The sequence below is a fragment of the Saccharothrix australiensis genome, from assembly GCF_003634935.1.
Taxonomy (GTDB): Bacteria; Actinomycetota; Actinomycetes; order Mycobacteriales; family Pseudonocardiaceae; genus Actinosynnema; species Actinosynnema australiense.
The window spans coordinates 753,698-780,565 of sequence record NZ_RBXO01000001.1 but is presented as its reverse complement, the minus strand read 5'-3'; the positions used below and the strand labels follow the sequence as shown (position 1 = coordinate 780,565).

20 protein-coding genes are annotated in these 26,868 nt (G+C 73.1%); 15 read left to right on the top strand and 5 right to left on the bottom strand.

All coding sequences use genetic code 11. The features are described 5' to 3' along the window. Positions 1-109: 109 nt before the first annotated feature. On the bottom strand, positions 110-868 hold the full coding sequence (locus C8E97_RS03775; protein WP_121001666.1) for a GntR family transcriptional regulator: 759 nt from the start codon (positions 866-868) through the stop codon (positions 110-112). 227 nt (positions 869-1,095) lie between these two features. On the opposite strand from C8E97_RS03775, the gene C8E97_RS03770 reads away from it, so the two are divergent. From C8E97_RS03770 to C8E97_RS03750, 5 genes are read left to right on the top strand one after another with little or no spacing between them, the layout of a single operon-like run. Continuing rightward, positions 1,096-2,379, top strand: a complete 1,284-nt coding sequence (locus tag C8E97_RS03770; RefSeq protein WP_121001664.1) for a sugar ABC transporter substrate-binding protein — start codon at positions 1,096-1,098, stop codon at positions 2,377-2,379. 7 nt (positions 2,380-2,386) lie between these two features. Further along, positions 2,387-3,370, top strand: coding sequence for a carbohydrate ABC transporter permease (locus tag C8E97_RS03765; RefSeq protein WP_121001662.1), 984 nt, complete (start codon positions 2,387-2,389; stop codon positions 3,368-3,370). Beyond that, positions 3,367-4,188, top strand: a complete 822-nt coding sequence (locus C8E97_RS03760) for a carbohydrate ABC transporter permease (protein WP_121001660.1) — start codon at positions 3,367-3,369, stop codon at positions 4,186-4,188. The genes C8E97_RS03765 and C8E97_RS03760 overlap by 4 nt, the downstream gene beginning before the upstream one ends. A gap of 6 nt (positions 4,189-4,194) precedes the next feature. Continuing rightward, complete coding sequence (locus C8E97_RS03755) at positions 4,195-5,610, top strand: glycoside hydrolase family 3 protein (RefSeq protein ID WP_121001658.1); 1,416 nt, start codon at positions 4,195-4,197, stop codon at positions 5,608-5,610. A 14-nt stretch (positions 5,611-5,624) separates the two neighbouring features. Continuing rightward, positions 5,625-6,668: an SIS domain-containing protein gene (locus C8E97_RS03750; RefSeq protein WP_121001656.1), complete on the top strand. Its 1,044-nt coding sequence runs from the start codon at positions 5,625-5,627 to the stop codon at positions 6,666-6,668. 207 nt (positions 6,669-6,875) lie between these two features. Here the strand turns inward: C8E97_RS03750 and nagA are convergent, their stop codons facing one another. Beyond that, on the bottom strand, positions 6,876-8,060 hold the full coding sequence (gene nagA / locus C8E97_RS03745; protein WP_121001654.1) for an N-acetylglucosamine-6-phosphate deacetylase: 1,185 nt from the start codon (positions 8,058-8,060) through the stop codon (positions 6,876-6,878). Between the two features lie 183 nt (positions 8,061-8,243). Here nagA and C8E97_RS03740 point away from each other — a divergent pair, with 183 nt between their 5' ends. Beyond that, positions 8,244-8,918, top strand: coding sequence for a FadR/GntR family transcriptional regulator (locus C8E97_RS03740; RefSeq protein WP_121010708.1), 675 nt, complete (start codon positions 8,244-8,246; stop codon positions 8,916-8,918). Between the two features lie 9 nt (positions 8,919-8,927). Here the strand turns inward: C8E97_RS03740 and C8E97_RS03735 are convergent, their stop codons facing one another. Beyond that, positions 8,928-10,028: a serine hydrolase domain-containing protein gene (locus C8E97_RS03735; protein WP_170211605.1), complete on the bottom strand. Its 1,101-nt coding sequence runs from the start codon at positions 10,026-10,028 to the stop codon at positions 8,928-8,930. A gap of 264 nt (positions 10,029-10,292) precedes the next feature. On the opposite strand from C8E97_RS03735, the gene C8E97_RS03730 reads away from it, so the two are divergent. Together C8E97_RS03730 and C8E97_RS03725 are read left to right on the top strand one after the other, a co-directional pair. Then, positions 10,293-13,592 (top strand): S8 family serine peptidase, encoded by a 3,300-nt coding sequence (locus tag C8E97_RS03730; protein ID WP_246018659.1) that lies wholly within the window; start codon positions 10,293-10,295, stop codon positions 13,590-13,592. Positions 13,593-13,646: 54 nt separating this feature from the next. After that, the gene (locus tag C8E97_RS03725) at positions 13,647-14,576 is read left to right on the top strand and encodes an N-acetylglucosamine kinase (RefSeq protein ID WP_121001650.1); all 930 of its coding nucleotides are present in this window, start codon (positions 13,647-13,649) and stop codon (positions 14,574-14,576) included. Positions 14,577-14,732: 156 nt separating this feature from the next. Here the strand turns inward: C8E97_RS03725 and C8E97_RS03720 are convergent, their stop codons facing one another. After that, a complete protein-coding gene (locus tag C8E97_RS03720) occupies positions 14,733-15,380 on the bottom strand; it encodes a DUF3159 domain-containing protein (RefSeq protein ID WP_121001648.1) in 648 nt (215 codons plus the stop codon). 124 nt (positions 15,381-15,504) lie between these two features. Here C8E97_RS03720 and C8E97_RS03715 point away from each other — a divergent pair, with 124 nt between their 5' ends. The 7 genes from C8E97_RS03715 to C8E97_RS03685 all read left to right on the top strand — a co-directional run bounded on the left by C8E97_RS03715 (position 15,505) and on the right by C8E97_RS03685 (position 23,492). Next, a complete protein-coding gene (locus C8E97_RS03715) occupies positions 15,505-16,701 on the top strand; it encodes an ROK family transcriptional regulator (protein WP_121001646.1) in 1,197 nt (398 codons plus the stop codon). A gap of 146 nt (positions 16,702-16,847) precedes the next feature. Then, on the top strand, positions 16,848-18,176 hold the full coding sequence (locus C8E97_RS03710; protein ID WP_121001644.1) for an ABC transporter substrate-binding protein: 1,329 nt from the start codon (positions 16,848-16,850) through the stop codon (positions 18,174-18,176). A gap of 2 nt (positions 18,177-18,178) precedes the next feature. Then, positions 18,179-19,171, top strand: a complete 993-nt coding sequence (locus tag C8E97_RS03705) for a carbohydrate ABC transporter permease (protein WP_121001642.1) — start codon at positions 18,179-18,181, stop codon at positions 19,169-19,171. Then, on the top strand, positions 19,168-20,040 hold the full coding sequence (locus tag C8E97_RS03700; RefSeq protein ID WP_121001640.1) for a carbohydrate ABC transporter permease: 873 nt from the start codon (positions 19,168-19,170) through the stop codon (positions 20,038-20,040). The genes C8E97_RS03705 and C8E97_RS03700 overlap by 4 nt, the downstream gene beginning before the upstream one ends. Then, positions 20,037-21,314, top strand: coding sequence for a 6-phospho-beta-glucosidase (locus C8E97_RS03695; protein WP_121001638.1), 1,278 nt, complete (start codon positions 20,037-20,039; stop codon positions 21,312-21,314). Before C8E97_RS03700 ends, C8E97_RS03695 begins: the two co-directional genes overlap by 4 nt. Then, a complete protein-coding gene (locus C8E97_RS03690; protein WP_121001636.1) occupies positions 21,311-22,315 on the top strand; it encodes an N-acetylglucosamine kinase in 1,005 nt (334 codons plus the stop codon). The genes C8E97_RS03695 and C8E97_RS03690 overlap by 4 nt, the downstream gene beginning before the upstream one ends. Before the next feature lie 361 nt (positions 22,316-22,676). Further along, positions 22,677-23,492: an SGNH/GDSL hydrolase family protein gene (locus C8E97_RS03685; RefSeq protein ID WP_121001633.1), complete on the top strand. Its 816-nt coding sequence runs from the start codon at positions 22,677-22,679 to the stop codon at positions 23,490-23,492. Between the two features lie 471 nt (positions 23,493-23,963). On the opposite strand, the gene C8E97_RS03680 is transcribed toward C8E97_RS03685, so the two are convergent. Then, the gene (locus C8E97_RS03680; RefSeq protein WP_121001631.1) at positions 23,964-26,777 is read right to left on the bottom strand and encodes an AfsR/SARP family transcriptional regulator; all 2,814 of its coding nucleotides are present in this window, start codon (positions 26,775-26,777) and stop codon (positions 23,964-23,966) included. Positions 26,778-26,868 lie beyond the last annotated feature (91 nt).

Sequence of the window (26,868 nt, the reverse complement as noted above, 5' to 3'; positions counted from 1 at the left end):
CGGACGGTGACCCCGCCGGGAGATCACCGACCGGGCGATCGCCGACCGGGCGGCGGCCGGGCCGGCGGGCGCTGCTCCGCCGAACGCCGCGCCGCCTCGGCCGGGAGGGTCAGTCCGTCGGGCGGTTCAGCGTGGCCACGAACTTGTAGCGGTCGCCCCGGTAGACCGAGCGGACCCATTCGACCGGGTTGCCCTCGGTGTCGAAGGAGTGCCGGGACAGCAGCAGCATCGGCAGGCCGATGTCCGCGCCCAGCAGTTCGGCCTCCTCGGGCGAGGCCAGCGCGGTCTCAATAGTCTCCTCCGCGTGGCCCATCTCGACCCCGAAGCGCTCCCGCAGCACCTGGTACAGCGACGCGCCCGGCGCCAGGTAGCGGCGCAGGCCCCGGAACCGCCCGAGGGCCAGGTGGGTCGTCTCGATGGCCATCGGCTCGCCGTCGGCCAACCGGAGGCGGTGCAGTCGGAGCACCTTCGCGCCCGCCCGGACGCCGAGCAGCCTCGCCAGCTCGGCCTCCGCGGGCATCTCCGACGCCTCGATCAGCCGCGACGACGGCTGCCTGCCCTGCGCCTTCATGTCCTCTGTGTACGAGGACAGTTGAAGCCGTTGCGCCACCTTCGGTTCGGCGGCGAACGTCCCCTTGCCCTGCACGCGCAGCAACCGACCCTCGACGGTCAGCTCCGCGAGCGCCTGCCGCACCGTCGTCCGCGACACGTCGAACTCGGCCGCCAGCGACCGTTCGGTCGGGATCGGTGACCCCGGTGGCAGCGCGCGCAACAGGTCGAGCAGGTGCCGCTTGAGGCCCCAGTACTTCGGCTCGCGCTGCGCGCGAGACCTGGCGTCGACGCCAGTTGCCGGGCTCGTCTCCAGCATTGCCTTCCTCCTCGACCTTGCCAGCGCTCCCAGGACAGGATGCCTTGTCCACGTCGGATCGTGCGGCCGAACCCCCGACAAGAGACAGGAAATTGATCCGATGACTTTGCAACGTCTCGGCAACGTCCTTGACATGCCCTGTGGCGAGGCACACTCTAGGCCGCATTGGTCTACACCACTTTAGGCGTTCCGGTCACTGGGGCCGGGCATTGGGAAAGGGCGCAGACGTGAAGGGCTGGAGAGGACTGGCCGCAGGTGCCGCCGCACTCGCGGTCGCCGTGGCCGGATGCGGCACGAGCAGCGACAAGGGCAGCGGCGACTCCGGAGACGCGAAGACGTTGACGGTCTGGTTGATGGACGGCTCCGCGCCCTCCACCCTGACCGAGGCGTTGCACAAGGAGTTCGAGGCCGCGCACCCCGGCGTCACCGTCAAGTACGACGTCCAGAAGTGGCCCGGCATCCAGGAGAAGCTGACCACCGCGCTGAGCAGCAACAACCCGCCGGACGTCATCGAGCTGGGCAACACCCAGACGGCGAAGTTCGCGGCCGAGGAGACCCTGCTCGACCTCTCCGGTGACGTCTCCGCCCTCAACGGCGACCAGTGGCTCGGCGGTCTCAAGGACTCGCTGACCTGGGACGGCAAGCAGTACGGCATGCCCTTCTACGCCGCCAACCGCACGGTGGTCTACCGGACCGACCTGTTCCAGGCCGCCGGCATCCAGGACACCCCGAAGTCCCGCGACGAGTGGATCGCCGCGATCGAGAAGCTCAAGACCGCCAACGCGGCGGACCCGGAGTTCCAGTCGCTGTACCTGCCCGGCCAGTCCTGGTACGCCCTGCTCTCCTTCATCTGGGACGAGGGCGGCGACGTCGCCAAGGCGCAGGGCTCCGCGTGGGCCGGCGCGCTGAACACCCCCGAGGCGAAGGCCGGCCTGGACTTCTACAAGAAGCTGGTCGACACCTCCGCCACCAAGGCCCCGAAGGACACCGACGAGGCCCAGCCGCAGCAGTACGAGGTCTTCGCCAAGGGCAAGGTCGGCATGATGATCGCCCTCCCGTGGGAGCTGGGCAGCGCCGTCAAGGCCGACCCGACCCTGAAGGACAAGACCGCCGCGTTCCCGATCCCGTCCAAGACCGCGGGCAAGACCGCCCCGGTGTTCCTGGGCGGCTCGAACGTCGCGGTGACCGCCGGCAGCAAGAACCAGGACCTCGCCAAGGACTACCTGAAGCTGCTCAGCTCCAAGAAGTACCAGGACCAGCTGGCCGAGGGCGGCGCCGTCCCCGGCACCTCGACCGACACCACCAAGCTGGCGTCCAGCCCGCTGGGCAAGGCGCTCGCCGAGTCCGCCCCCACCGGCAAGGTCACCCCGACCACGCCGTCGTGGGCCGGTGTCGAGGCGGGCCAGAACCCGCTGAAGGACATGCTGACCGCGTACCTGACCGGCGCGAAGTCGCTCGACCAGGCCACGTCCGACGCCAACGCCGCCCTGTCCAAGACCCTGGGCGGATGACGCGGGCATGACGGCGGTTCACACCACCGACGCCGCGGTGCCGACGAACTCGTCGGCACCGCGGCGTGCCGCACGGGGCGGCGCACCGCGCCGTCGGGGCAGCAGGTTCGACCGCTCGCTGCCCTACCTGCTGCTGGCCCCCGCGCTGATCGGCATCCTGTGGCTGATCGGGTGGCCGGTGCTGTCCCTGCTGGTGACCAGCTTCCGCAGGCTCAACCTCAGGGAGCTGACCCGCGGCGAGGTCGTCTGGCGCGGCCTGGACAACTACACGGAGATCCTCGGCAACCCGGACTTCTGGTCCATCACCGTGCGCACCGTCGTGTTCACCGTCGTCGTCGTGGGTGTCTCGGTGCTGGCGGGCCTGCTGATCGCGCTGCTGATGCGGCAGATCAGCCCGGTGGTGCGGATCGTGCTCCAGGTCGCCATGCTGCTGGCGTGGGCGATGCCGCTGCTCGCGGCGACCACGGTCTACCAGTGGATCTTCGACCAGCAGTACGGCATCCTCAACAAGACCCTGGTGGGGCTGGGCTTCGACTCGTTCGCCGGGTTCTCGTGGTTCACCACCGGCACGTCGACGCTGGCGGTGGTCGGCCTGCTCATCGTGTGGCAGGCGATCCCGTTCCTGGCGTTCTCGCTGTACGCGGGCGCGATCGGCATTCCACGCGACCAGTACGAGGCCGCGTCGATCGACGGCGCGTCGGCGTGGCAGACCTTCCGCAGCGTGACGTGGCCGGAGCTGCGCCCGCTGCTGCTGATGGTGACGTTCCTGTCGATGCTGTGGGACTTCAAGGTCTTCGCCCAGATCTGGGCGGTCAAGAAGGGCGGCCCGGACGGCGGCAGCACCACGCTCCCCGTCTACCAGTACCTGGAAGGCATCTCCAAGAGCCACTTCGGCGTGGCCGCCGCGGTGTCCGTCGTGATGATGGTGCTGCTCGGCCTGCTGACCTTCCAGTACCTGCGCCGGCTGCTCCGTCAGGAGGGCACGCTGTGAACGGCAAGAAGGTGACGGGGAACGTCGTCGCGATCGTCATCGCGCTGTTCTTCGCGTTCCCGACCTACTGGATGGTGTCCTCGGCGCTGAAGCCGACCAAGGACCTGCTGTCCACCTCTTACGACCTGATCCCGTTCTCCGTCACCGGGGCGAACTTCGCGACCGCGTGGACCAAGCCCGGCTTCCTCGGCTCGCTGGGCAACAGCCTCTTCGTCACGCTGACCGCCGTGGTGGCGGCCATCGTCGTCGGCATGCTCGCCGCGCTCGCCATGTCGCGCATGAGGTTCCGGGGCCGCAAGGGCTTCCTGATGCTGATGCTGGTCGCCCAGATGGCCCCGTTCGAGGCGCTGCTGATCCCGATGTTCCTGATGATGCGCGACCTCGACCTGCTGGACAAGCTGCCGTCGCTGGCGCTGATCTACTTCGCCGTGACGCTGCCGTTCTGCGCGTGGACGCTGCGCGGTTTCGTCAACGGCATCCCGTACGAGCTGGAGGAAGCGGCGATGGTCGACGGCTGCGGCCGGTGGGGCGCGTTCCGCCGCGTCACGCTGCCGCTGCTCGGGCCCGGCCTCGTCGCCACGTCCGTGTTCGCGTTCGTCACGGCGTGGAACGAGTTCCTGTTCGGCCTGTCGCTGATCAAGGACCAGTCCAAGGAGACGCTGCCGGTCTGGCTGTCCGGCTTCCAGAGCAACTTCGGCACGGACTGGGGTGGCGCGATGGCCGCGTCGGCGTTGTTCACCCTGCCGGTGCTGGTGTTCTTCCTGATCGTGCAGCGCAAGATGGTCACCGGCGTCACCGCCGGTGCCGTGAAGGGGTAGAGGCTCATGTCCTTGCACCAGCTCGCCGCCGCCGTGCTGCTGCCCGGTTTCCACGGGACCACGGCTCCGGACTGGTTGCTCAAGCGGGTGGCGGACGGGCTCGGCGGTGTCGTGCTGTTCGGCCGCAACGTCGTGGACGACGCCCAGGTGGCGGCGTTGACGGCCGCCCTGCGCGGTGTGCGGCCGGACCTCGTGGTCGGCATCGACGAGGAGGGCGGCGACGTCACCCGGCTCGACTACGGGCGCGGGTCGGAGGTGCCGGGCAACCACGCGCTGGGCGCGGCGGGCGACCCGGACCTGACCCGCGCCGTGGCCGCGTCGATGGGCGCGCGGCTGGCGGCGTGCGGGGTGAACCTGAACTTCGCGCCGTCGGCGGACCTGTCGCTGACGTTGGACGACCCGGTGATCGGCGTGCGGTCGTTCGGGTCCGACCCGGTCGCGGCGGGCGCGCACGTGGCCGCGTACGTCGAGGGGATGCAGGCGGTCGGGGTCGCGGCGTGCGCCAAGCACTTCCCCGGCCACGGCGCGTCCACCGTGGACTCGCACGAGGCGCTGCCCGTGCTGCCGCGGTCGGAGCAGGAGCTGCGGGACGTCGAACTGGTGCCGTTCCGCGCGGCCGTGCGGGCCGGGGTGCGGTCGGTCATGACCGGTCACCTGGTGGTGTCGGCGTGGGGCTCGCTGCCCGCGACGCTGAACCCGCGGGCGGTCGCCGTGCTGCGCGAGGAGCTGGGCTTCACCGGCGCGGTCATCACCGACGGCCTGGACATGAAGGCCGTCGGCGGCGACCTCGCCCGGGGGTGCGTGCGGGCGCTGGTGGCCGGTGTCGACGGGCTGTGCCTGGGTGGCGAGCCGCTGGACGACGCCGGGCTCCAGTGGTTGATCGACAGCATCGTGGCGGCCGTGGACGGCGGTGAGCTGCCGCGGGCCCGGCTGGAGGAGGCCGCGCGGCGCACCGCCGCCCTGGGCACGCCGCCCGCGGCCGTCGACGGGCACGACCCGGAGATCGGGCTGCGGGCCGCGCGGCGGGCGCTGGAGGTGCGCGGCACGCTGGCGCTGTCCGGTCCCCCGGTGGTGCTGGACCTGGCGGTCGCGCCGTCCATCGCGGTCGGCGAGGTGCCGTGGGGCCTCGGCCCGTACCTGGTCGAGCTGCTGCCCGGCACCACCGTCCTGGCGGAGCGCACGGCCGAAGAGGTTGCGGCGGCGGCCGGTGGGCGGACCATCGTGGTCGTGACGAGAGAGGCACATCGCCATCCGTGGGTTCGCGACCTGATCCTGGCGCTGGGTAGTATTGGTCTAGACCTAGTGCACGTCGAGACGGGCGTGCCCGGTCCGGACCTGGGCACCGCTGCCCGCGTGAACACCCACGGCGGTTCACGGGTGTGCCTGCGCGCCGCGGCAGAGCGCATCGCCGCCGGCACCTGATGAAGGGCACTCCCATGACCGACCACCTGCCCGGCAGGCACATGGCGGCCGAGATCGACCAGCAGCCCGCGATCTTCGCGGACCTGGTGTCCCGGCGCTCCTCGATCGCCGCGGTCGCCGAGGCGATCCGCGACCGCCGGCCGCGGTTCGTCCTGCTGGCGGCGCGCGGGTCGTCCGACCACGCGGCCATCTACGCGAAGTACCTGACCGAGGTGCTGCTCCAGCTGCCCGCCGGCCTGGTGTCGCCGTCCACCACGACGCTGTACGGCGCGCAGCCCGACCTGCGCGACGTGCTCGTCGTCTCGGTCAGCCAGAGCGGCGGCTCGCCCGACCTCCTGGAGGTCACCCAGTCGGCGCGGGCCCGCGGCGCGCTGACCGTGGCCGTCACGAACACGTCCGACTCGCCGCTCAACGGCGCGGCCGAGCTGTCGGTCGACGTCGGCGCGGGCGTGGAGCAGGCCGTCGCGGCGACCAAGACCTACTCCGCCACGCTGCTCGCGCTGTACCTGCTGGTGGACGCCATCCGGGGCGGCAACGGCGCGGCCGTCGAGGGGCTGGGCGACCTGGCCCGGTCCACCCTGGACAACTCGGCGGACGCCGTGGCGGAGGCCGTCCAGCGGTACCGCTTCGTGGACCGGGTGCTCACCACCGGGCGCGGCTACTCGCTGCCGTCCGCCCTCGAATCGGCGCTGAAGCTGGCCGAGACGAGCTACCTCGCGGCCCGCGCCTACTCCGGCGCGGACCTGCTGCACGGCCCGGTCGCCGCGGTGGACGGCGAGACCGCCGTGCTCGCCGTGACCAGCGCGGGCAAGGGCGGCGAGGCGATGCACGACGTGCTGGACGTCGTGCACGGGCGCGGCGCGGACGTGCTGGCCGTCGGCTCGGCGGCGGACAAGGTCGCGGCGGCGCTGCGCATCCCGGTCGCCGAGACGGCCGAGGAGGTCGCGCCGATCCTGGAGATCCTGCCCGTGCAGCGGCTGGCCCACGGGCTGGCGCTGGCGCGCGGCGGCGACCCGGACAGCCCGCGCGGCCTGAACAAGGTCACGCGCACCCGCTAGTCGGGCGGCGACGGCCGGGGAGGGCGCGGCGTCCTCCCCGGCCGTCGGCGTGCCCGGGGCCCCGGCGCGACACCACCGGTGCGCGGCGTCGCCGGCCGGCGCACGGCGACACCACCCGCGACCGACCGCGGCGCGCGGCGCATCCACCCCGCGCGGCGAACGGCCCGGCGTCCCCTCGGACGCCGGGCCGCCGTGCGTTCCGGTCCGCTACCCCGCGGCGGCGAGTTCCGGGCTCAGGTCGACCTCCGCGTCGAAGACCACCTCGCCGTCCACCCACACCTTGCGCGGGCGCAGGTCGTCGTCCCACCAGACCAGGTCGGCCACCGCGTCCGGCGCGAGCCGGCCGAGCGTGGGCTCGCCGATCACGTCCGCCGGGACGATCGTGGCCGACGCCAGGGCGTCGGCGAGGGGCACGCCGACCGACACGATGTTGCGCACGGCCCGGTCCAGGGTGAGCGCGCTGCCCGCGATGGTGCCCTCCGGCGACCGCGGCACGTCGTCCTCGGCGAGCAGCACGTCGGCGCCGCCCAGCTGGTAGCGGCCGGGCGGCATCCCGGCGGCGGCCATCGCGTCGGTGACCAGCGCGACCCGGTGGCCGGCGGCGTTGAACACCAGGCGGCACACGTCCGGGCCCACGTGGGCGAGGTCGGCGATCAGGCCGAGGGTGAAGCGGTCGTCGACGAGCGCGACGCCGGGCACGCCCGGTTCGCGGTGGCCCAGCGGGCGCTGCGCGTTGAACAGGTGCGTGACCATCCGCGCGCCCGCCTCGGCGGCGGCCCTGGTCTGCTCACCGGTCGCGTCGCTGTGCCCGACCGCGACGAGCACGCCCGCCTCGGACAGCCTGCGCACGGCGGCCAGGCCGCCGGGCCGCTCCGGCGCGAGGGTGACCACGCGCAGCGCCTGCCGCAGGTCGTCGGCCAGCAGCAGGTCGATCTCCGCCGGCCCCGGCTCCACCATCAGCGCCGGGTCGTGCACGCCCGGCCGCTTGGGCGACAGGAACGGCCCCTCCAGGTGCACGCCGAGCGGTCGGGCGCCGGAGCCGGGGGGCAGCGCGGCGGACGCGGCCAGCACGGCCCGCGCCTGCCGCAGCGCGACCGGCACCGGCGCGGTGATCAGCGTGGGCAGGAAGCGGGTCACGCCGGTCCGCGGGAGGGCCCTGGCGACGGAGCGCATCCCCTCGTCGTCCACCTCGGCGAAGTCGACCCCGACCGCGCCGTTGACCTGCACGTCCACCAGGCCGGGCGTGAGCAGCCCGCCGGTCAGCACCTCGGCGCCGGCGGGCGGTTCGCCCGGGTCGACCCCGACGATCCGACCCGCCGCGACGCGCACGCTGACGGGACCGGTGATGGCGCGACCGACCAGCGCTCGCGGAGCTGCGACAACCGTGTCCAAGGTCCCTCCTCAAATGGTCCAGACCATTATGGCGGCTGCGCGTGGGCGGCGTCACGCATGGTGAGAAGATAACCGAACCTTCGTTCAAACAGTGAATAGTCCTCGTAACCCGGTTCCGCACGCGGGACGCCGCGGCGTTGGCTCATACTTGGCCCAGACATCCGAGGTCTACGGAGGTTGGCCGTGGCAGTCACCGACGACGCGATCCTGCGCGTGAAGGAAATGATCACGTCAGGTGAGCTGAAGCCCGGTGACCGGCTGCCCCGCGAGGCCGACCTGGCGGAGCGGCTGGGGTTGTCGCGGAACTCCCTGCGCGAGGCCGTCAAGGCGTTGTCGCTGGTCCGGGTGCTGGACGTGCGCCAGGGCGACGGCACCTACGTGTCCAGCCTCCGGGCCGACGACCTGCTGGGCGCGCTGTCGTTCGTGCTCGACCTGCACCGCGGCGAGGACTCGGTGCTGGAGGTCCTCCAGGTCCGGCGCATCCTGGAACCCGCCGCCGCCGCGCTGGCCGCGCAGCGGATCGAACCGGACGAGGTCGTCGCGCTGCGGGCGCTGTGCGACGCCGGCGAGCAGGCGACGTCCGTGGACGAGCTGGTCGAGCACGACCTGGCGTTCCACCGCGCGGTCGCGCGGTGCTCGGGCAACGCCTACCTGGCCCGGCTGCTGGACACCCTGGCCGGCCCGACCGTGCGGGTGCGGATCTGGCGCGGCATCACGCGGGGTGGAGCGGTGGACCGGGCCCTCGCCGAGCACCGCGCGATCGTCGACGCGCTGGCCGACCACCAGACCGAGCTGGCCCGGTCCTGGTCCACGGTGCACGTGGCCTGCGCCGAGCGGTGGCTGCCCGGCGAGGGCTGAGCCTCGCGGCTAGGCGAACGCCGCCGCGATGATCCGCTTGGCCGCGGCGGGCTGGTCCCCGCCCATGTGGAGGGTGTTCACCGAGTAGACCAGCGTGCGGGAGCCGTCGAGCGTCATGCCGACGCCGTTGTTGTAGCCGGGGCGGTCGCCGCTCTTGCCCCACACCACCAGGCCGGGCGCCGGTTCGAGGCGCTGGATGCCGAGGGCGTACGACGCGTCGGGCACCGGCGGCAGGGTGAGCAGTTCGACGCGCTTGTCAGCGGGCAGGAGGTCGCCCCGCAGCAGCGCGTTGAGGAAGCGGTCCAGGTCGGGTGCGCTGGAGATGATCTCCGCCGCCGCCCACTGGAGGGACGGGTTCGCCTCGGTGATGTCCACGTAGCCGGTCGGGGTGGCCTCGTAGCCGCGGGCGTGCGGGCCCTTGATCCGGTGGTCGCGGCCCGGCAGGTACGTGTCGTGCAGGCGCAGCGGGCGGATGATGCCCTCGCGGACCGCGTCGCCGTAGGGCTTGCCGGTGACCTCCTCGATCACCAGCCCGGTGACCAGGTAACCCATGTTGCCGTACTGCTGGCGCGTGCCCGCCGGGAACTCCGGTCCCCGCGCCACACCCCGGCGGACGAGGTCGAGCGGTTCGAACGTGTCGAAGCGGTGCTCGAAGAACCAGGACGGGTCCTTGGCGTCCACCGGCACGCCGGCGATGCCGTGGGTGTGGTTCAGGAGCTGCCGGACCGTGATCGGGCCCCAGTCCGCCGCGGGCTCCAGCAGGCCCGGCAGGTAGTGCTGCACGGTCTGGTCCAGGTCCAGCCTGCCCTGCGCCGAGAGCTGGAGGGCGGCGGTGGCGGTGAACAGCTTCGTGATGCTGCCGACGCGGAACCGGCCGTTCGGGTCGACGCGCCGCCCGGTGCCGATGCGCGCCACACCGCCGCTGCCGCGCCAGCTCCCGGCCGTCCCGGAGACGCGGACCAGCGCGCCGGACGCCTCGTCGCCCGGAAGGCCGGCGACGGCGGCGCGCAGGGCGGCGCGGTTGATCGGTGGCACGGACGAGGCATGGGCGGGCACGGCGGTGGCGGTGACCGCCAGCGCCAGCAGGGGCAGCACCAACAACTTCTTCATGGGCAGGACTTTCCCGCCGTTCGGCGGCTTGATCATCAGGGATCACCCCGATCCGACCCCGGGGTGCCACCCCCACCCGTCCGAGGCATGGCGGTCGCCACCCATCCGCCGCCACCCGACACGGTGAACCCTCCGATGACTCGCCAGCCGGCCACCCGCTGCGACCATTCGTGTGCGCACCGTCGCGACCCGACGGCAACCGGACCGCGCCCCGGCATGGGACGAGGTCCGACGCGCGCCCGAACCGGTCGACGAAGGGTTCCGATGAGACACCACCGCGGGGTGCGGGCGTCCGCCGCCATCGCCGCACTGATCGCCGCGCTCACCACGCCGGGCGCGGTCGCCGCCGACGAGCCGCTCGCGGAGCCGGTGCCGCCCGACCGGACGGCGGTCGGGCGCGTGCCGGGAGCCGACGCCGGACCGGCCGAGCACGTCGGTGCCGGCCTCGCCGGGGCCACCGGCCCGGTCACCGCGTTCGTCGAACTCGCCGGGACGCCCGCCGCCGCGGCGTTCGACGGCGAGAAGGCGCGCGGCGCGGGTGACGCCGGGGCCGCCCGCGCCGCGCTGGCGTCCCGGCAGCGCATCGGCGACCAGGCCACCCGCGTGCTGGAGGTGTTGCGCGGCAGGGACTCCGCCACGCGCGAGGTCGCCAGGACGGTCAACGCCGTGCCCGGCGTCGTGGTCACCGCCGACGCGGCGGAGGTGCGCGAGCTGATCGCCCTGCCCGAGGTCACCGCCGTCCGGCGCGCCGTGCCGAAGTCCGTGCGGAACGCGGGCTCGGTGCGGCTGACCGGGGCCGCCGAGGTGTGGCGGCGGACCGGCCGCCACGGCGCCGGCGTGCGGATCGGCATCGTCGACACCGGCGTCGACTACACGCACGCCGACTTCGGCGGCCCCGGCACGCCCGCCGCGCACGCGGCCGTCGACCGCGCCGGGCCGTGGACGCCGACCGCCAAGGTCGTCGGCGGCCACGACTTCGCGGGCGACGCGTACGACGCCGACGACCCCGCCAAGGCCACTCCCCGACCCGACCCGAACCCGATGGACTGCCAGGGCCACGGCACGCACGTCGCGGGCACGGCCGCCGGGTACGGCCAGAACGCCGACGGCAGCACGTTCACCGGCGACCACCGGGAGCTGACCGACGCGCGCCTCGACACCCTGCGGATCGGCCCCGGCACCGCGCCCGAGGCACAGCTGTACGCCCTGAAGGTGTTCGGCTGCACCGGGTCGACCGACCTCGTCGCGCAGGCGCTGGACTGGGCGCTCGACCCCGACGGCGACGGTGACTTCGCCGACCGGCTCGACGTCGTCAACCTGTCCCTCGGCTCGGACTTCGGCAGCCAGGACGACCCGGACGGCCGGTTCGTGCGCAAGCTGGTGGAGCACGGCGTGCTGGTCGTGGCGGCGGCGGGCAACGGCGGCGACCTCTACGACGTCGGCGGCTCGCCCGCGAACACGCCGGAAGCCCTGGCCGTGGCCAACACGCGGGACGGCTTCGCGCTCCTCGACGGCGTCGCCGTGCCCGGCGGCGGCGAGCGGCCCGGCCAGTACAGCCGGAACTACCCCGGCTACGACGCGCTGGACCTGACCGCACCGGTGGTGACCCTCGCCGACCCGGCCAACGCCGACGGCTGCGACCCGATCCGGCAGGACCTCGCGGGCCGGATCGCCTGGCTGGAGTGGGACGAGTCCGACGCGACCCGCCGGTGCGGTTCGGGCCCGCGGGCCGACCACGCCAAGGCCGCCGGCGCGGTGGGCGTGCTGCTGCCTGCCACCAAGGACGTGTTCGCGGCGGCCATCGGGGGCAACGCGGACATCCCGGTCTTCCAGTTCACCGGCACGGCCACCGAGCGGGTCCGCCCGGCCCTCGCCGCCGGCGACCTGCGGGTCCGGATGGCGGGCGCGCTGCGCGGCTCGGTGCCCACCACGACACCGTCCCTGGCCGACACGATCACGCCGTCCTCCGCCCGCGGCGCGCGCGGCCCGGTCGCGGCCAAGCCCGACGTCGCGGCGCCCGGCGACACCATCCTGTCGGCCGCCGCCGGCACCGGCGACGACGGCGTGGGCATGGGCGGCACGTCGATGGCCGCGCCGCACGTGGCGGGCATCGGCGCGCTGGTCCGCGAGGCCCACCCGGACTGGACGGTGGAGGAGGTCAAGGCGGCGGTGATGAACACCGCGAGCGGCGAGGTGCGGTCCGGCGACGACCACGCGACCGGTGTCGAGCAGGCGCCGATGCGGGTCGGCGCGGGCCGGGTCGACGCCGCGGCCGCCGTGGCCGCGGACCTGCTGGCGATGGTGCGGGACAACCCCGGTTCGGTCGGCGTGTCGTTCGGCCCGGTCGCGGCCGCCCACCCGACGTGGCGGACCAAGACGGTGCGAGTCGTCAACAAGGGCGACGAGCCGCGCACGCTCACCGCGTCCTACCGGGCGGCCACGGCGGTGCCCGGCACGGAGGTCGAGGTCTGGCCTCGCGTCGTCCAGGTGCCGGCGGGCGGGACCGCGGACGTCCGCGTGACGTTGCGCGTCCTGCCGTGGGAGCTGCGCAAGGTCGCCGACCCGACCGTGGCCGGCGAGCAGGCGGGCGTGGCGCGCCAGTTCCTCGCCGAGGCGTCCGGGCGCGTGCTGCTGACCTCGGGCGCGACGACCCTGCGGGTGCCGGTGTACGCGGCGCCCGAGCCGGTGGCCGACGTGGCGGCGGGCGCGCTCGCGTTCCGGGGCGGGACGACCGCCCCCCTGCGCCTCTACGGCCGGTCGCTCGACCAGGGCGCCGGCGGTCAGGCGTACCGGTCGCTGGTGAGCGCGTTCGAGCTCCAGGGCGTCTCCGGCCGGCTGCCCGACTGCGCCGAGGACGTGGGCGTCGACTGCGCGGTGAACGCCTCGGCCAGGGGCGGCGACCTGCGCTACGTGGGCGCGGCGTCCACCGCACCGGTCGACCGCTCGGACGGCGCGCTGCTCGCGTTCGGCGTCGTGACCTGGGACGACTGGGTGACGCTCGGCGCGCCCAACACCCCGGAGATCCGCATCGACACGACCGGCGACGGCGCGCACGACTACCTCGTGCGGGTCGGGAAGCCGCTGGACGGCAACGGCGGCGTGGTGGCCGACGTGTGGCTCGCCCGGACCGTCCGGGTGGCCGACGGCGAGGTCGTGGACGAGCAGCCGGTCAACGGCCGGCACGGCGACGTCGACACCAACGTCATGGACAGCAACGTGGTCGTCCTGCCGGTCGCCCTCAAGGCGCTCGGCATCGACCCGGCGGCGTCGTCGTTCCGCCTGTCGTACACGGCGGGCACCGCCGGTTCGTACCCGGCGCCGGGCAACCAGGACGGCCTCGTCGACCGGATCGCCGAGCCGATGTCGTTCGACCCCTTGAAGCCGGGCTACGCGGTCCGGTCCGGAGCGACGCCCGCGCTGTCCTACGTGGCCGAACCGGGCACGCGCCTGGACGTCCACCGCGACCCCGGTTCACTGGCGGCCGACCGGTCGGGCGGCCTCCTGCTGCTGCACCACCACAACGGTCCAGGGGCACGGGCCGAGGTGGTCGAGCCGCGCGGCTGAGGCAACCCGTACGGGTGTGCCGGGCCGGTCGATCCCTTGGGCATACTCGGTCGAATGGGCTTCGTGGTCGGAATGGACGCAGGCGGCACCGCGACCAGGGCGCTGGTGCTCGACCTGGACGGCACCCGCCTGGGCGAGGGCGTGGCGGGCGGGGCCAACCCCAACTCCCACCCGCCGGAGGAGGCCGCGGCGCACATCACGCAGGCCCTGACGGCCGCGCTGGACGGCCTCGACGCCGCCAAGGTCGAGTCCGGGGTGCTGGGCATGGCGGGTTCGAGCAAGCTCACCGACCCGCTCGTGTCGGCGCTGTTCACCGACGCCTGGACGACGGCGGGCCTGCGCTGCCCGATGCGCGTGATCACCGACTGCGAGGCGGCCTTCGCGGCGGGCTCGGCCGCACCGACCGGGACCGTGCTGGTGGCGGGCACCGGCTCCATCGCGGCCCGCATCACCGACCACCGGCTGACGTCGACGTCGGGCGGCTACGGCTGGCTGCTGGGCGACGAGGGCTCGGCCTACTGGCTGGGCCGGGAAGCCGTGCGGGCGACCCTGCGCGCGCTGGAGACGGACGCGCTCGACGCCCTCACCAGGGCGGTGCTGGACAAGGCGGGCATCACCCCGACCCCGCCGCGAACCGCCTGGCGCCACCTGATCACCACGGCCAACCAGTCCAGGCCGATCGCCCTGGCCCGCTACGCGCCCCTGGTCACCGCCCACAGGACGGCCCCGAGCGCCGACCGGATCATCACCGAGGCGGTGACCCACCTGACCACCCTGGCCCTGGCCGACCGCACCGAGGACGACGACACCCCGATCGTGCTGGTGGGCAGCCTGATCCACGCCCACCCCCTGGGCACCCGCCTCCGCGCGGAACTGGCCAACCGCACCCGAGCCCCCATCCGCACCGCAACCGAAGGCGCGGCCGGCGCGGCCTGGCTGGCCGCAGTGGAAATCCTGGGCGACAACGCCCCCCGCCCATCCTGACCCCCACCCACGCGCCCCCACTCACGCCGGGCAAACACCCGCCCTCGCCCGCGCCGCGCAGAGCCCTGGCCTCGTGTTGTCCCTCCTTGGCGGCCTGCCCAGCGGCGAGCGCCCGCTTCTACGCCCCGACACCCTCCCCACACCGCTCCACCGACCTCACCCCCGCGCCGACTCCTCAACGCGCGGATGCCGCAACCCCGGGTGATCCGCCGGCAACGCCCGCCGCAACACCCACCAACTGACCGCGATGCACACCGCCTGCAACGGCCACGTCAGCACCGCCCGCATGACACCCAGCACGACGACCTGCCCGGTGAGCCACAACGCGCCGAAGACCACCACCCGCACCACGTACTGCCCCACCCAAGGCCAGCTGGCGGCCCGATAGGCGCGCATCAGGTCCGGGTCGCGCCGCCACCGGAACCGCTGCCCGGTCACGAACCCGACCACGACACCCAGCAGGGGCCACCGGACGACGATGCTCGCCGCCCACACGAGCGCGCTGGCCGCGTTGAGGAAGACCTGCAACAGGAAGAAGTCCTCGGCCCGCCCGGTCTGGAGCGCCACGTACGCGGCCACGACGACCAGCGCCACGCTGACGACGACCGCCCGCGGCCGGTCACCCCGCACGACCCGCACGACACCGATGACCACGCCGCACACCACGGCGGCGAGCGCGCCCACCGCGATGGACCGCCCCGCCAGCACCCAGCCCAGGGCGAAGGCCAACGGCGGCAGGGAGGCGTCCAGCGCACCCCCGCGCCCACCAAGCAGCTGAGCCAGCGACTCACGGGTGTCGGTCATGCCTCCAGGGTGCCTTAGGCAAACCTAACCCAGGTAACGGACCCGTCTCGGGGCATTGACCGGGGTGAGGGCCGTCACTACCGTGGCCCGAAATCGTCTGGAAAGTTAACAGACAGGAGGCGGGATGCGAGCCGGGAGCCCACGTCTGCTGCGCGAGATCAACGACCGCGCGGCGATCGAGGCCCTGCTGCGCAACGGACCGCTCACGCGCTCCGAGCTGGAGGGCATCATCGGGCTCTCCAAGCCGGCCACGGCCCAGCTCCTGACCCGCCTCGAAACCGAGGGGACCGTCCTGCGGAACGGCCTGCGCGGCGGCGGGCGGGGTCCGCGGGCCCAGCTCTGGACCGTCAACGGCGCGCTCGCCCACGTGGCCGCGATCGACCTCACCCCCGACACGGTCGACGTCGCCATCGCCGACATCTCCGGCGCGCTGGTCACCGAGCACAGCGCGCCCATGCCGCGCGCCGACGTGCTGGAGGCGTTCCACGGCGCGGTCACCAAGGCCGCCAACCAGGCCGGGCTCTCGCCCGAGGTGCTGCACCACGTCGTCGTCGGCTCGCCCGGCGCGGTGGACCCGGCCACCGGTCAGCTGAACTACGCGCCGCACATGCCGGGCTGGGAGGGCTTCGACATCCCCGGCAGGCTCCGCGACCTCCTCGGCACCTCGGTCACCGTCGAGAACGACGTCAACCTGGTCGCGCTGGAGGAGATGGTCGCCGGCCGCGCGACGAACGTGAAGGACTTCGTCCTGCTCTGGCCCGCCGACGCGGTGGGCGCGGCGGTGGTCGTCAACGGCGTCCTGCTGCGCGGCGCGACCGGCGGCGCGGGCGAGATAGACGCGATGCAGGTCCCCGACCACGCCACCGCCGAGACCGGCACCGAGCGGGGCGGCAGCCGCTACGGCGACCTGCTCGACAACGCCGCCATCGTCCGGCTCGCCCGCGCGCACGGGGTGTCCGCGCGCAGCGGGCAGGCCGCCGTGCGCAAGGCCCTGGCCGAGGGCACGCCCGGCCGGGAGTTCCTGGTCGACCTCGCCCGCCGGATCGCGACCGGCGTGGCCAACGTGATCTCGGTGCTGGACCCCGAACTCGTCCTGCTCTCCGGTGACATCGCGCAGGCGGGCGGCACGGCGCTCGCCGACCTCGTCGCCGCCGAGCTGCGCAAGCTGGTGGTGCCCCGCACCCCCGTCCGACTCGCCCTGGTGACCGGGAAACCGGTGCGCTCCGGCGCACTGCACTCCGCGCTGTCGGTCGTCAGGGAACAGGTGTTCGGCCTACCCGCCGCCACGACCGAACCCTTCCGCGGCCCGCACAACGCCTGACCCACCCGACACCCGATCAGCCCGACCGGACACCGACCCGGAACGCGACCCGAGGACCCACCGAGGGCCGGCCGCCGGGCCGACCGGCCGAGCGCTCGACCGAGGGCCGCACGACGTCCCCGTCCGCACGTTGAGAAGGAGAGCACATGCGCAAGTTCCCCCGCGCAGCGTTGCTATGCGTGGCCGCTGCGGTTTCCCTGTCCGCCTGCGCGGCAGGCGCGGGCAAGTCCGACCAGCCGGGCGGCGTGGGCGCCGCTCCCGGCAAGGACGACAAGTTCACCCTGACCATGTGGAGCAACTACTCCAGCCGCGAGCAGGAGGAGGTCACCAAGGCGTTGCAGAGCTTCAAGAAGAAGTTCCCGAACGCCGAGATCAAGCACGAGGGCAGCCAGGACGACGACAAGATCACCGCGGGCATCCGCAGCGGCAACCCGCCGGACGTCGCGGTGTCGTTCACCACCGACAACATCGGCCAGTTCTGCTCGTCCGGCTCGTTCCAGGACCTCAAGCCCTACATCGACCGCGACAAGGTCGACCTCTCGCAGATGCCCGACGCGGTGCGCTCCTACACCGAGTACAAGGGCACCCGCTGCGCGATGCCGATGCTCAGCGACGTGTACGGCCTGTACTACAACAAGGACATGTTCGCCGCGGCCGGCATCAGCGCGCCGCCCAAGACCACCGCCGAGCTGCTGGACTTCGCCAAGCGCACCACCAAGAAGGCGGCGGACGGCTCGATCGAGGTCGCGGGCTTCCTGCCCACCATGCTGTTCTACGCCAACCGCCCGCCGATCTGGGCGCCGAACTTCGGCGCGGAGTGGACCGGCCCGGACGGCAAGTCGTCGCTGGCCACGCCCGAGTGGGCGGACATGCTGAAGTTCCAGAAGGAACTGGTCGACTTCTACGGCTTCGACGCCTTGGAGCGGTTCCGCGCCGGGCTCGGCCAGGAGTACTCCAGCGACCACGCGTTCCACCAGCAGAAGATCGCCATGATGATGGACGGCGAGTACCGGACCGCGTTCCTGGAGGACCAGGCGCCGAACGTCAACTTCGGCACCGCGCCGTTCCCGACGATCAAGCCGGAGCTGTACGGGACGGGCTTCACCACCGGCACGATCATGGGTGTGCCGAAGGGCGCGAAGAACCCCGGCGCGGCGTGGGAGCTGATCAAGCACATGTCGCTGGACACCGACACGATCGTCGGCCTGGCCAACGCCATCAAGAACATCCCGAACACCAAGGCGGGGCTGGCCGACCCGCGCCTGGAGGTGGACGAGAACTTCAAGACGTTCATCGACCTCGCGCAGAGCGGCAAGCTCAAGGGCAACCCCGTGACGCCCATCGGTGACGCGCACATCAAGGCGATCGGCGACTTCGCGACGTCGTGGCAGGCGGGCAAGGTGCCCGACCTGATGGCCGGGCTGAAGGACGTCGACAAGCAGATCGACGACCAGATCGCGAAGAGCGGCAAGTAGCCATGACCGCCACGCTCGAACGCGTGGGCGCGGTGCGGGCCGCCCCCGCCAAGGGGCGGTCCCGCGCCCGCGCCCGACACCGGCTGACCGTGCTGGCCTTCCTCGCGCCGGCGATCACCGGGTTCGCCGTGTTCTTCGCCTACCCGCTGATCGCGACGGTCGGGTTCTCGTTCACCGACTACGACCTGATCAACCCGCCGGTGTGGATCGGGTTCGAGAACTACACGTACATGTTCGCCGACAAGCTGTTCCTCACGGCGGTCTACAACACCCTGTGGTTCGTGGTGGTGCTGACCATCGCCCGCGTGGTGTTCGCGTTGGGCGTGGCGTCGGTGATCGCCCGCCTGAAGTCCGGCGTCGGCCTGGTGCGCACCCTGTGCTACCTGCCGTCGCTCGCGCCGCCGGTCGCGGCGGTCCTGTCGTTCTTCCTGGTCATGCGGCCGAACGAGGGCCCGCTGGACGCGTTCCTCGGCTGGTTCGGCGTCGAGAGCCCGCTGTGGTTCGCCGACCCGGCGTGGGCCAAGCCCGGCATCGCCGCGGTGATGCTGTGGGTGTCCGGCGACCTGATGATCATCATCCTGGCGGCCATCCTGGACGTCCCGCAGGAGCAGTACGAGGCGGCGGAGCTGGACGGCGCGGGCGCCGCGCGGCGGTGGTGGCACATCACGCTGCCGACGATCTCGCCGGTGCTGATGTTCGGCGTGGTGAACTCGGTGATCGTCTCCCTCCAGCTGTTCACGCAGGCGGTGGTCGCGGGCTCCGCGGCCAGCGGCGCGGCGGACATCACCGGTGCGACGAGGTACCTCGGGTTCCCCGAGAACTCGACGCTGACGTTCCCGGTGTGGCTGTACACGCAAGGTTTCCGGTACTTCGACATGGGCTACGCCTCGGCGATGGCGACCGTGCTGTTCGTCGTCTCCTTCGCCGCCACCGCGCTGCTGGTGCAGCGGATGCGCAAGGCCACGCACCAAGAGGAAGGGAGCGCGGGCGCATGACCGCCGTGCTCGACTCGCCCGCGCAGGCGCGGCCGAAGGCGCGCGACTGGCGCGGTGCCCTGGACTGGGTGGCCGTGCACAGCCTCGGCCTCGCGCTGGCGCTGATGTTCGCGCTGCCCATCGTGTTCGTGTTCCTGACCGCCGTCATGTCGGACGCGCAGGCGTTCACCAAGGACCTGTGGCCGCGCGAGTGGCACTGGGGCAACTTCCTGGAGGTCTTCGACAAGGCGCCGCTGCTGAAGTACCTCGGCAACAGCCTGATGTACTCGCTGCTGGCGACGGCCGGGATGCTGCTGTCGTCGATCCCGGCGGCGTACGCGCTGGCGAAGCTGAAGTGGCGGGGCCGTAACGCGGTCTTCCTGCTCGTCGTCGGCGCGATGATGCTGCCGCCGCAGGTGGTGGCCGTGCCGCTGTACGACTCGTGGTCCAGCCTCGGCCTGACCGGGACCCTGTGGCCGCTGATCGCGCCGTACTTCCTGTTCGACGCGTTCAGCATCTTCCTGCTGCGCCAGTTCATCCTCACCATCCCGCAGTCCTACGTGGACGCGGCGCGGGTGGACGGTTGCTCGGAGTTCCAGGCCCTGGTGCGGATCATCGTGCCGATGGCCCGGCCGGGCATCGCGGCCACCGCGCTGTTCTGCTTCCTCTTCACCTGGAACGACTACTTCGGCCCGCTGCTCTACACCGGCGAGAAGCCGGACCAGTGGACGCTGTCGCTGGCCCTGTCCTCGTTCAAGGGCCTGCACCACGTGCAGTGGAACCTCGCGATGGCCGTCACGCTGCTCACCATGCTCCCCGCCGTCGTGCTGTTCGCCTTCGCCCAGCGCTCGTTCGTCAAGGGCATCACATTCACTGGAGTCAAAGGATGAAGCTCACCGTTGTCGGTGGCGGCTCGACCTACACGCCCGAGCTGGTGGACGGGATCGCGGGCCGGCGCACCAGTCTCGCGGTGGACGAGATCGTGCTGGTGGACCCGGACGAGGAACGGGTGAACGTCGTCGGCGCGTTCTCGCAGCGGCTGCTGCGGCACGCCGGCCACCACGCGGTGGTGCGCACCACCGCGAACCTGGAGGAGGGCGTCGACGGCGCGTCCGCCGTCCTGCTCCAGCTCCGCGTCGGCGGGCAGCGGGCCCGCGCGCAGGACGAGACGTTCCCGCTGGTCTGCGACTGCGTGGGGCAGGAGACGACCGGCGCGGGCGGGTTGGCCAAGGCCCTGCGCACGGTGCCGGTGGTGCTGGACATCGCCGAGCGCGTGCGGCGGGTCGCGGGTGACGACACCTGGATCGTGAACTTCACCAACCCGGTCGGCATCGTCACGCGGGCGCTGCTCCAGGCCGGGCACCGCGCGGTCGGGCTGTGCAACGTCGCGATCACGTTCCAGCGCTGGACGTCCGCGCTGCTCGGGGTCGAGCCGGAGTCGGTGCGGCTCGCGCACGTCGGGCTCAACCACCTCACGTGGGAGCGCGGCGTGTTCGTCGACGGCGTCGACCGCCTCCCGGAGCTGCTGGCGCACCACGCCGACGCGCTCGCCGAGCACATCGGCGTGCCGGGCGACCTCATGCGGCGGCTGGGCATGGTGCCGTCGTACTACCTGAAGTACTTCTACGACCACGACGAGGTGGTCCGGAAGCAGAAGACCGACCCGCCGCGCGCGGAAGTCGTGGCCAACGTGGAGAAGGAGCTGCTCGGCATCTACGGCGACGTCGGCGTCGTCACCAAGCCCGAGCAGCTCGCGCAGCGCGGCGGCGCGTACTACTCCGAGGCGGCGGTGCAGCTCGTGCACGCGCTGACCGGCGGCGCGGGCGCGGAGCAGCACGTCGTGAACGTCCGCAACGGCCGCACGCTGCCGTTCCTGCCCGAGGACGCCGTCATCGAGGTGCCCGCGGTGGTGACCGACCAGGGCGCGCGACCGCTGCCGGTCGACCCCCTGGAGCCGTCGATCTCGGGGCTGGTCGCGCACGTCACCGCGTACGAGCACCTGGCGCTGGACGCCGCCGTGCGCGGCGGGCGGGACCGGGTCGCGGACGCCCTGCTGGCGCACCCGCTGGTCGGGCAGCACGCGATCGCCGAGAAGCTGGCCGACGAGCTGGTGGCGCGCAACCGCGACTTCCTGCCGTGGGCGAAGGACCAGGGGGCTCGATGACCGACCGGGTGCTCGCCATCGACGGCGGGAACAGCAAGACGGCCGTGGCGCTGGTGGACGTGGCGGGGCGGGTGCTCGCGCAGGTGCGTGGACCCGGCGCGTCGCCGCAGAACGTCGGCCTGGCGCGCAGCCTGGAGGTGTTCGAGGGGCTGGCGCGCGAGGCGGCCGACCGGGCCGGGCTGCCCGCCGACGAGCCGATCGCCGCGCACACCGCCGCCTACCTCGCGGGCGCGGACCTGCCGAAGGAGGAGCAGGACCTGCGCGCCGCGATCGAGCGGCGCGGCTGGTCCGCGTCCACCGTCGTCGGCAACGACACGTTCGCCCTGCTGCGCGCGGGCACGTCCGACGGGATCGGCGTGGCCGTGGTGTGCGGCGCGGGCATCAACTGCATCGCCGTGGCGCGGGACGGCCGCACGCACCGGTTCCCGGCGCTGGGCCGGATCTCCGGCGACTGGGGTGGCGGCGGGCACATCGGCAGCGAGGCGCTGTGGCTGGCCGTGCGGGCGGAGGACGGGCGGGGCGCGCCCACCGGGCTGCTGCCCGCGCTGCTCTCCCACTACGGCACGCGAACGATGGCCGAGGCGGTCGAGCGGCTGCACTTCGAGCAGGTCGAGTTCGACCCGCACGCGCTGTGCCCGCTGCTGTTCGAGGTCGCGGCGGGCGGCGACGCGGTGGCCCGCGCGGTGGTCGACCGACTGGTCGAGGAGATCACGCTGCTCGCGTCGGTGTCGCTGAGCCGCCTGGCGCTGCTGGACGAGCAGGTGGACGTCGTGCTCGGCGGCGGCGTGGTGACCGGCACGCGCGACGTGGTGGTCGGCGCGGTGCGGGACCGGCTGCGCGACCTGGCCCCGCTGGCGCGGGTGCGCGTGGTGGACGTGCCGCCGGTGGTGGGCGCGGCCCTGCTCGGCCTGGACGCGCTCGGCGCGCCGCCGGAGGCGGAGGTGCGCCTGCGCACCGCGTACGAGACCCCCGTCCCGCCGGCCGTGGCGGCGGGGGACTGACGGACCCCGGTGCGCGGGGAGGTTTCGGCGGCGGCCCTCCTCGCGCACCGGCCCACGACCCCCGCTGTCCGGGGGATGGTCGGCGGCGGCTCCACCGGACAGCGGGCCCACCCCCGCGACGACGTCATGCGCCCGACGTCGTCGCGGGGCCTCTCCTCGCGTTGATCCACCTCGCGGTCACGCGCACCCCCGACACCGGCCGGCCGACGGGCGACGAAACGCCCAAACCCGACAGACATCCCACCATCGGGTGTCTCTTCGGTAACACCGTTCCCACGGGGCGGTGGCGCCGGGTCGGCCTCGGGGGGCATCCTGTCTTGCGCGGTCACGGGGGTGCCGCGAGCGAGGAGAGGGACGCGGGATGGACGAGTTGACCAGTTTCGTCGCGTTGGGGGACAGCTTCACCGAGGGCATGGACGACCCCGGCCCGAACGGGACCTACCTGGGGTGGGCGGACCGGCTGGCGGGGATGATCTCGACCCACCAGCCCGGCCTCCGGTACGCGAACTTCGCGATCCGGGGCAAGATGCTCCAGGAGATCGTCGACGAGCAGATACCGCTGGCGGTGGGCCTCAAGCCCCAGCTGGTGACGTTCTGCGGCGGCGGCAACGACCTCCTGGTGCCCGGCTCGGACCCGGACGCGCTGGCCGAGGTGTACGAGATCGCGGTGGCGGACCTGCGCGCGGCGGGCAGCGAGGTCCTGATCTTCACGGGCTTCGACCCGAAGCACACGCCGTTCCTGCGCTCGCTGCGCGGCAAGATCGCGATTTACAACAGCCACCTGTGGTCGGTCGCGGAGCGCTACCACTGCCGGGTGGTCGACCTGTGGTCGATGTCCGTGCTGCACGACCGCCGGGCGTGGAGCGAGGACCGGCTGCACCTGTCGCCCGAGGGCCACCGGCGGGTGGCGCTGCGCGCGGCGGAGGTCCTGGGCTTCAAGCCGGAGGACGACTGGAGCACGCCGTGGCCGCCGCTGGACAACGAGGACTGGATGACCCAGCGCCGCCACGACCTGAAGTGGGCGCGCGAACACGTGGTGCCGTGGATCGGCCGCCAACTGCGCGGCGAGTCGATGGGCGACGGCCTGGCCCCCAAACGCCCGGAGTTGCTTGTGTTCGATGGCCTCGGCTCCGCCGAGGCAGGCGAGGCCGCCTGGAAGTCGGCCCATCGCGCCTGATTTCCCGCCGATCCAAAAGCGGGATCGGCGGGAAATCAGGCGCGACAGGCCGACGCGGCCTCGCGGCGCGGGGACGGTCACGGTGGCGGTTCGACCTGGTCGCGGCCGGTCCTGGCAGCCAGAGGCCGAGTCGGGGTCGGGTCGGGCCAGTGGTGACCCGCACCGCGAGGCCGCGTCGGGGTGTCGCGTCCGATTCCCGCCGATCACGCTTTTCGATCGGCGGGAATCGGACGCGATGGCCCGACTTCCAGGCGGCCTCGCCCGCCGTCTGCGAAGCAGCGGCCATTGAACACAGCGGCAATCGAACACAGCCGGCCGGCACTCTCCCCCGAATGCCGGCCGGCCGGTGCCCGGGTGGCTTCCCCCCTGGCGTCCCCCTCCAAGAGCCACCCGACGCGCCGATCCGCCTCAGCGTTGATCAGCGCGTGCGTCCAAGTTCCCACGGATCCATAGTTGTGTGCTAAACATTCGCTAAACCTCGGTGGTCAAGGCGGCCAGGACCGTTCGGACCACCATCGCCTGCGGCGACCCGAGGCGCTCGAACAGCCGCAAGGACTCAGCCAGCTCCGCTTGCGCGGCAACGGTTTCGCCTCGTTTGGCGAGCACCGTCCCCAGCACCTGCCGCCCGAACGCCTCCTCGAACAGCATCGAACCGCCGCGGGCCAGTTCCACGCCCTGCCGCGCGTTCTCCTCGGCCTCCGCGAGCAGGCCGAGTTCCGCGTACAGCTCGGCCAGGTTGCCCATCGCCACCACGTAGGCCCGCTCGTGACCGTTGTCGTGGTGGATCTTCATCGCCTGGAACTGGTGCTGCACGGCCGTTTCGAGCTGGCCGAGGCGTTGTTCGACCTGCGCGATGTTGTTCAGCACGGTCGCCTCGCCGTGCGGGTCGCCGTCGCGCCGGGCCATCTCCACGGCCTCGCGGTAGTAGCCGAGCGCCTCCTCGTAGTGCCCCTCGGCGGACAGGGTGGTCGCGAGCTGGTCCAGCGTCATCACGAGGTAGCGCGGCTCGCCCAGCTCCTCCGCGATCCGGTGCGCGCGCCGGGCTTCCGCCAGCGTGCCGCGCAGCGCGCCGGTGCGCATGTTGATGGCGTGCCGGGCGTGCAGCACCAGCATCTCGCCGAGCCGGTCGTCGGCGACCTGGGCCGACGCGAGGCCGAACTCGGCGATCGCGTGCCACTCCCGGCTGACCAGCCTGGCCACGCAGTAGCTGTGCACGAGCCGCACGAGCTGCCAGACCTGTTGGTGCAGCCCGACTTCCGCGCCCGCGTGCACGAGCGCGATGAGGTTGGGCCACTCCTTGTCGAACCACGACAGCGCCTGGCCGGCCGTGGCCGGGCGCGGCGCGGTCGGTTCGCCGCCCGCGAAGTCCAGCCCGTCGGACGCCGGGCGGATGAGCCTGCGCGCGTGGTCGCACGCCGCCAGGTAGTGGTCCATCAGCCTGCGCAGCGCGGCGGTCCGGCGGTCGGGGTGCTCGTCACCCAGCACCTCGCGGGCGTACAGGCGGACCAGGTCGTGCAGCACGAACCCGCCACGCCACTGCTCCACCAGCAGGTGTGCGTCCGCGAGGTCGGCTAATCGGCTCGCGGCGGTGCCCAGGTCGGTCCGGCAGAGCGCGGCGATGGCGTGCGGGCTCACCCACCGGCCCGGCACCAGGCCGGCCGCCCGGAAGGTCTCGCCCAGTTCCGGCGGCAGGTTGCGGTAGGACACCGCGAGCGCCCGCGCCACGCCGACCCCGGTGTCGGCGAGGTCCAGGGTGCGCAGCCGCGCGTCGTCGTCCGACAGCTGCGCCACCAGCGCCTCGACCGTCCACTCGGGACTGAAGACCAGCTTCGCCGCCGCGATCCGCAGCGCCAGCGGCAGGTTGCCGCACAGCTCGACCAGCATCCGCGTGGCCACGGGTTCCTGCTCGGACAGGGGCTTGCCGACCACCTCGTCGACCAGGCGGACGGACTCGTCGTCCCGCAGCGCGTCCAGCGTCAGCATCCGCGCGCCGTTGCTGACCACCAGCGACTCCAGCCGCCGCCGGGAGGTCACCAGCACCACCGAGCCCGCGCCGGGCGGCAGCAGCAGCCGCACCTGCTCCGGGCCGAGCGCGTCGTCCAGCACCACCAGCACCCGCCGCTTGGCCAGCACCGACCGGTACAGGCCGACCCGGTCGTCCAGGTCGCGCGGCACGCCGTCGGACGGCACGCCCAGCGCCAGCAGGAACCGCGCCAGCACCTCGGCGGGTTCGACGGGTTCGCGGTCGGGCGCGAACCCGTTGAGCGAGGCGAACAGCAGCCCGTCGGGGAACTGCTCGGCCCGGCGGTGCCCCCAGGTCACCACCAGCTCGCTCTTGCCGATCCCCGGCGCGCCGTTGACCACGGCGATGGTGGTCGTGTTCAGGTCGCGGGCGTCGCACAGTCGGTCCAGCCAGGCCAGTTCCTCGTCCCGCCCGATGAAGCCGCTGGCCGCCGCGGGCAGCTGCGCGGGCACCACCACGCCCGGCCGGGGCGGCACCGACGCGACCTGCTCGACCAGGCCGGGCGAGCTGAGCGCCGGGTCGTCGCGCAGCACCTGCTCGTGCAGCACCCGCAGCTCGGGCCCGGGGTCGATGCCCAGCTCGTCCACGACGCGCCGGTGGAACCGCTGGTACGCGTCCAGCGCGTCGGCCCGCTGCCCCGACCGGTACAGGGCGCGCATCATGTGGCCCACCAGCCGCTCGCGGAACGGGTACTCGCCCACGAGCTGCCGCAGCTCGCCCACCAGCTCCAGGTGCCGCCCCAGCTCCAGCTCCGCCTCGACGCGCTCCTCCAGCGCGGCGAGCCGCAGCTCCTCCAGGTCGGTGGTGATCGGCGCGCCGGGCACGTCGGCCAGCACCTGGCCGCGCCACAGCCCCAGCGACTCGCGCAGGAGCTGCGCCCGGATCGGCGCGGGCTTGCCCCTGGCCGACGACACGAGCTGGCGCGCGCGGTGGAAGTCCAGCCGCCACGGGTCGACCGCCAGCTGGTAGCCCGGCGGCGTGGTGAGGATGCGCGCCGAGCCCGCCGGGTCGGCCTGCTCCAGCATCCGCCGCAGCCGCGAGACGTAGCCGTGCACGATGGTCCGGGCCGTGGCGGGCGGGTCGTCCGCCCACAGGCTGTCCACGATCTCGTCGATCGGGACGACCCGGTTCGCCTCCAGGACCAGCATCGCGAGCAGGCCGCGCATCCCCCGGCGCCCGATGACGAGCCGTCGGCCGTCGGCGAGCACCTGCAACGGCCCGAGGACGCCGAACTCCAGCCCGCTCCTGCTCCGGTCGACCATGCCCCTCCCCCGCCTCGGTACGTGCTCCGGTCAGTTCGGCTCGGTCACAGGTGAGGTGCGCCGGCGGCCCCGGTGGATACCTGTGAGTAGA